Raw genomic sequence first — 4,636 nt, 5'->3', positions numbered from 1 at the left:
CCCGTTAGGCGGCGGCGTCCGATGTAGCCGCCGGCAATGCCGCTTGCGCGGTGTTCCCAGGGCTTGTGCGCTGGCATGATGAAGGCGTGTACGCAGACGATGCTGGAGTCCTCACGCGACTCTTGGCTGCCTTCAACGCCCACGACCTGGACCGGATCATGGGTTTCTTCGCCGACGACTGTGTGCTGGAGACACCGCGGGGCGAGCACCCATGGGGCACTCGCTTTGAAGGGCCGTCGGCCGTACGCGAGGGGTTGGCGCAGCGCTTCCGCGGCCTGCCGGACGTACATTACGGCGAGGATGAGCACTGGATGTGCGGCGACCATGGCGTCTCTCGGTGGTTGCTCACCGGAACCACCAACGAGGGCGAGCATGTGCGCGTGCATGGCTGCGACCTGTTCGACCTAGCTGATGACGGGCGGATCTTGCGTAAGGACTCCTACTGGAAGATCGTCCAGCCGTAGCCTCGCGCCGCGATGAGAACGCGCCCTCTTAGTCTGCCGACGTCGCGTTGCGACGTCTCTCCTTGACGTACAGGCGGCGTTATGACGCACTGCGCGTCCTGCGTGCGGGGCACCAGCCGCGGCCTTCATTGCGGTCAACACCGCAACTACCCTTGGCCAGCGTATGCGGGGGATCGCCTGCACATGACCAGATCACCCTCCACGTGGATGACCGGGAGCGGGCGGGTTTCAATGACCGCCAGCGGGCCGCTTCGCCCGTTTCCGGAACTCGGTGGCCGCCGACAACAGAAGTTCGACTTCGTCTCCTGTAGACCGCATGAGCCACTAGCCGCCAGCAGGGCCGAGCGTCCGCAGGGCGAGCTGCGCAGCCTCCTCCACCGACAGTCCACGGCCGCCCTGGACCCCGCGCCGCCACTCCGTCTCGCCGAGGACCGCGCGCGCATGGGCCACGAACGGCGCCCCGAGCTCTGCGTCGGGGACCATCACCCGCGTTGCCATCTCGGCGTACGCCGCCTCGCTCGCGCCGGACAGCACCGCTGCGGTCTCGGCGTGACCGCACACGGAGGCGAGGACGGCGAACGCCGCGACCGCCTCAGCTGCGCCCCACTGCTCCTCCAGGTTGAGAAATGTGCGGGTTGCTGCGGCGAAGCGAGCCGCAGCCTCCTCGGCCTTGCCCCAGATCAGGAAGGCGTAACCGAGCTCAATCAGCGAGTGGGCGACGAAGTGCCGGTCGCCGGCGGCGTCATGAGCCGCAACCGCCTCCTCCAACACCTCCACGGCACGCCGTGGGTCACCCTGCCGGAGCAGCACGGTGCCCAGGTTGAGCAGCGAGGTGGCGATGTGCCAGCTCGCGTTGCTCGCTCGCGCGAGTTCGAGCGCCTCCTCGAGCAGTGGCAGGGCATCGTCGAACCGTCGCTGAGCGATCGCGACGTGCCCGAGGATCGTGAGCGCGTTGCGACGGTCGAGTGCGGCCTCTGGGCCAGTCGACCGTTCGAGCAACTCCTCCCCGTAAGCGGTCGCAGTCGGCACGTCACCCCGCTGGTAGCTGAGCCAGGCTGCGCCCCAGAGTGCATTCGCCCGGGATGGCGAGTCGTCGGCCCCCGGTAGGTCAAGTGTTCGCTGGATCCAGATCCGGCCTTCTTCGAAGGCGCCTTCAAGCCTCCAGAACATCCACAACGCGCCGACGGCCCGCAGCGCCACCTCAGGGTCGCCACGCGCTTGGGTTGCCGATCCCAGGGCGGCGCGCAGGTTTGCGACCTCGTTCCGTATCAGCTTCCGGGTCTCCGCCTGTTCGCTGCCGAGCAGCAGTGGAGCTGCTGTCGCGGCGAGCTCGGCATAGAACTCCGCGTGCCGCCGCGCGACGGCATCGGCCTCGGGCGAAGCGGCGAGTTGCTCGGCGGCGTACTCGCGGATCGGGTCGAGGAGATGCCAACGCGCCGGCCTCGTGGCGGGATCGGGCACGACCAACCCGTGCTCGCACAGCCGGCCGATCGCCGCGATCACGCGGTCGGCGGCACAGACCTGCTCAGCGGCGTTGAGCGTCCATCCCCCCGCGAACGCCGCCAGCCGGCGGAACACCGCTTTGTCGCCTGCGCCAAGAAGATCGTGGCTCCAGCTGATCGTGCTGCGCATCGTCCGTTGCCGCTCGGGGAGGTCGCGCTCACCGTCGGTCAGCACCTGCAGCGGTTGTTCGAGCTCGAGGCTCAGGAGGTGGAGCGGCATGTGCCGGACCCGTGAAGCGGCGAGCTCCAGTGCCAGTGGCACACCGGCGAGGGGGCGGCAGATGTCGGCGACCAGCCTGGCGGCGTCATCATCCTCGAGATTGAGCCCGGGCCGTGCGGACCTCACCCGCTCTCTGAAGAGCTCAGCCGCCACCGGCTCCGGCAGCGCGTTGAGTGGCTGCTCCCTTTCGCCGCGGACGCGTAGTGGCGCCCGGCTGGTGACGAGGATTCGCAGATGTGTAGCCATGTCGAGCAAAACGCCCAGGGCGGGGGCGGCATCGAGCAGCCGCTCGAACGTGTCGAGCACCAGAAGCGTCCTGCGCTGGTCGAGCACGCGTGCCAGCGCTGCCGGAAGCTCCTCCTCGGCTGCCGCGCTGACACCCAGCGCCGTGGCCACCGTCGCCAGAAGCAGGTCTGACTGGAGTAGCCCGGCCAGAGGCACCCAGAGGACCCGTCCCGGTTCGTCGGTCTCGATGCGCCAGCAGACCTCGGCTGCCAGGCGGGACTTCCCTACGCCACCCGTCCCCGTGATCGTCAGCAGACGGGTGCTCTGGTCGGTGAGTGCGTCCAGGACTTGGTCGAGCTCGGTTTCGCGCCCGAGCATCGAGGTACGTCGAAGGTTGCGCCATTCGGTGCCCCACACCGGTCCGGCGGACGGCACGGACGTGGAGCGCGCAGGTCTGGCTGCGGCCTCGAACACGGCAGCGTCGGCCGGGCCGAGTCCCAGTGCATCGGCGAGAGACCGAGCGGTGACGGCGTACACGTGTCGGCGCAGGCCGCGCTCGATGTCGCTGACCGCCCGTTCACTGATCCCGGCACGCTCCGCGAGCTCCACCTGCGTGAGCCCGGCGGCGGCGCGATGCGCGCGGAGCTGTTCGGCGAACGTTGCGCCGCTCATCGAGGTGCCCCAGCAGCCGCGGGCCGTTCGCCCGGCGGGCTGGGAGGTCGGTGGGTCAGACGGTGGGAGACGTCGTGGTGTCGGCCGGCTCTCAATGGCACGCTCCTTTCTGTCCCCACTATCCACCCTGGAAGCAGGTCATGATGAGCACCGAGAGCAACAAGACGGTCGTCCGGCGCTACTACGACGAGGTGCTCAACGCGGGCAACCTCGCCCCCATCGACGAGCTGGCGGTCGACGCCTACATCGAGAACGACCCGTTCCCCGGGCAGGGCAACGGGCGAGCAGACCTCAAGGCGCGCGTGGCGGCGCTGCTCGAGGCGTTCTCACCGTGCACCTTCACGATCGAGGATGTCGTCGCCGAGGGCGATCGCGTAGTCGTGCGGTGGAGCAGCAGTGGCACTCACTCCGGCTCGTTCATGGGCATGCCGCCAACCAATCGGTCTTACACGATCTCCGGGATCGACATCCACCGGCTCACTGATGGACGAATGGCCGAGCACTGGCACGTGGTCGACCAGCTCAGCCAGTTGCAGCAGCTCGGCGTGCTGCCTTCACAGGCTCCGGCCTCCTGAGCCCGTGGGCACCGAGGTGTCCCGTTGGGGTGAACACGGCCGGCGCCCGGTGCCAGATGCCAGCAACCGGGAGCTCTTCGCCCGCACCGTCGGGTGCGCGACAACCGAGATCGCCTGCCCGGCACAAGAGGCATGGGCGCTGGTGGCCGACGTCACCCGCATCGGGGAGTTCAGCCCTGAGTGCGTCGGAGCCCGATGGATGGGCCCCGACCGCGGAGCGCACGTCGGTGCCCGCTTCGAGGGGACCAACCGCGCGCGGACCGCGACCGGCGAGCTCATCTGGGTCCGGCCATGCACCATCGTGGTCGCTGACCCCGGCCGTTCGTTCGGGTTCGTCGTCGGAGACCGTTTTGACGGTAACCCGGCGACCCACTGGCTGTATGAGTTCGCCTCGGCAACTCCCGGCACCTGCCGCGTCACCGTCACGTTCCGCCACCTGCCTGACGGTTTGAGCGGCCTGCGGCTCCTGGCCGACAGCGACCTCGAGAATGCTGAGAACTTCGTCGCCGCTCGTCTGCGGGAACTGACCGAGGGCATGCAGACCACCCTCGGCCACATGAAGGCAGTCCTGGAGAACTGAGTGAACCGTCGGCCGGGCGCAGTCAGCGCGACCGCCGGCCGCGAACGTTCGTCACCATCATCGACGGGACGGCGCCGATAATCAGCTGCAAGGGGTTGTCCGGCGCCTGGCGCGGCCCGCCTGACCTCCCCGCCGTCCACCGTTGAATGCCACCGAGACCGACCTGGGCAGACGCGGGGCGAGGTCGTCTTGGCGGATCCCGCCACTCGGATGTGCAGCGTCTTTCTGGGCCTACTAGACACTTTCGGTAGGGCCGATGTCTGGCCAGACTCGGTCTAGGTGCCCGGCGGGTTTGCTCTCTTTTGGGCTGCCCACCCGGCCTCCGGGTGTGGCTCACTTCCGGTCTGCGGCCCGTCGGGCACCGTGACGAGGCGTGGCTCAAGAAGGGACTGCCCTGC

General features: G+C 68.7%; 4 protein-coding genes and 1 pseudogene. 3 read left to right on the top strand and 2 right to left on the bottom strand.

The features are described 5' to 3' along the window. The first annotated feature begins 86 nt into the window (after positions 1–86). A complete protein-coding gene (locus VIM26_RS11905; protein ID WP_331951410.1) occupies positions 87–464 on the top strand; it encodes a nuclear transport factor 2 family protein in 378 nt (125 codons plus the stop codon). Positions 465–788: 324 nt separating this feature from the next. Here the strand turns inward: VIM26_RS11905 and VIM26_RS11900 are convergent, their stop codons facing one another. Both VIM26_RS11900 and VIM26_RS27050 read right to left on the bottom strand, forming a co-directional pair. Continuing rightward, on the bottom strand, positions 789–2,885 hold the full coding sequence (locus VIM26_RS11900) for an ATP-binding protein (RefSeq protein WP_331951408.1): 2,097 nt from the start codon (positions 2,883–2,885) through the stop codon (positions 789–791). Positions 2,886–2,897: 12 nt separating this feature from the next. After that, a pseudogene (locus VIM26_RS27050) lies at positions 2,898–3,083 on the bottom strand (helix-turn-helix transcriptional regulator); the annotation flags it as partial. A gap of 143 nt (positions 3,084–3,226) precedes the next feature. Between VIM26_RS27050 and VIM26_RS11895 the strand changes: the two are divergent. Both VIM26_RS11895 and VIM26_RS11890 read left to right on the top strand, forming a co-directional pair. Continuing rightward, positions 3,227–3,658 (top strand): ester cyclase, encoded by a 432-nt coding sequence (locus tag VIM26_RS11895; protein WP_331951406.1) that lies wholly within the window; start codon positions 3,227–3,229, stop codon positions 3,656–3,658. Between the two features lie 49 nt (positions 3,659–3,707). After that, the gene (locus tag VIM26_RS11890; protein ID WP_331951404.1) at positions 3,708–4,238 is read left to right on the top strand and encodes an SRPBCC family protein; all 531 of its coding nucleotides are present in this window, start codon (positions 3,708–3,710) and stop codon (positions 4,236–4,238) included. The last annotated feature ends 398 nt before the right edge of the window (positions 4,239–4,636 follow it).

Source organism: Pengzhenrongella sp. (assembly GCF_036565025.1).
GTDB lineage: Bacteria > Actinomycetota > Actinomycetes > Actinomycetales > Cellulomonadaceae > Pengzhenrongella.
Note: the sequence above shows the minus strand (reverse complement) of the source record. Positions and strands in the feature narration are given on the sequence as shown.

What these genes read in the sequence shown, in the direction of transcription:
- VIM26_RS11895 (WP_331951406.1), top strand. Translation starts at nt 3,227, where the DNA reads ATGAGCACCGAGAGCAACAAGACGGTCGTCCGGCGCTACTACGACGAG.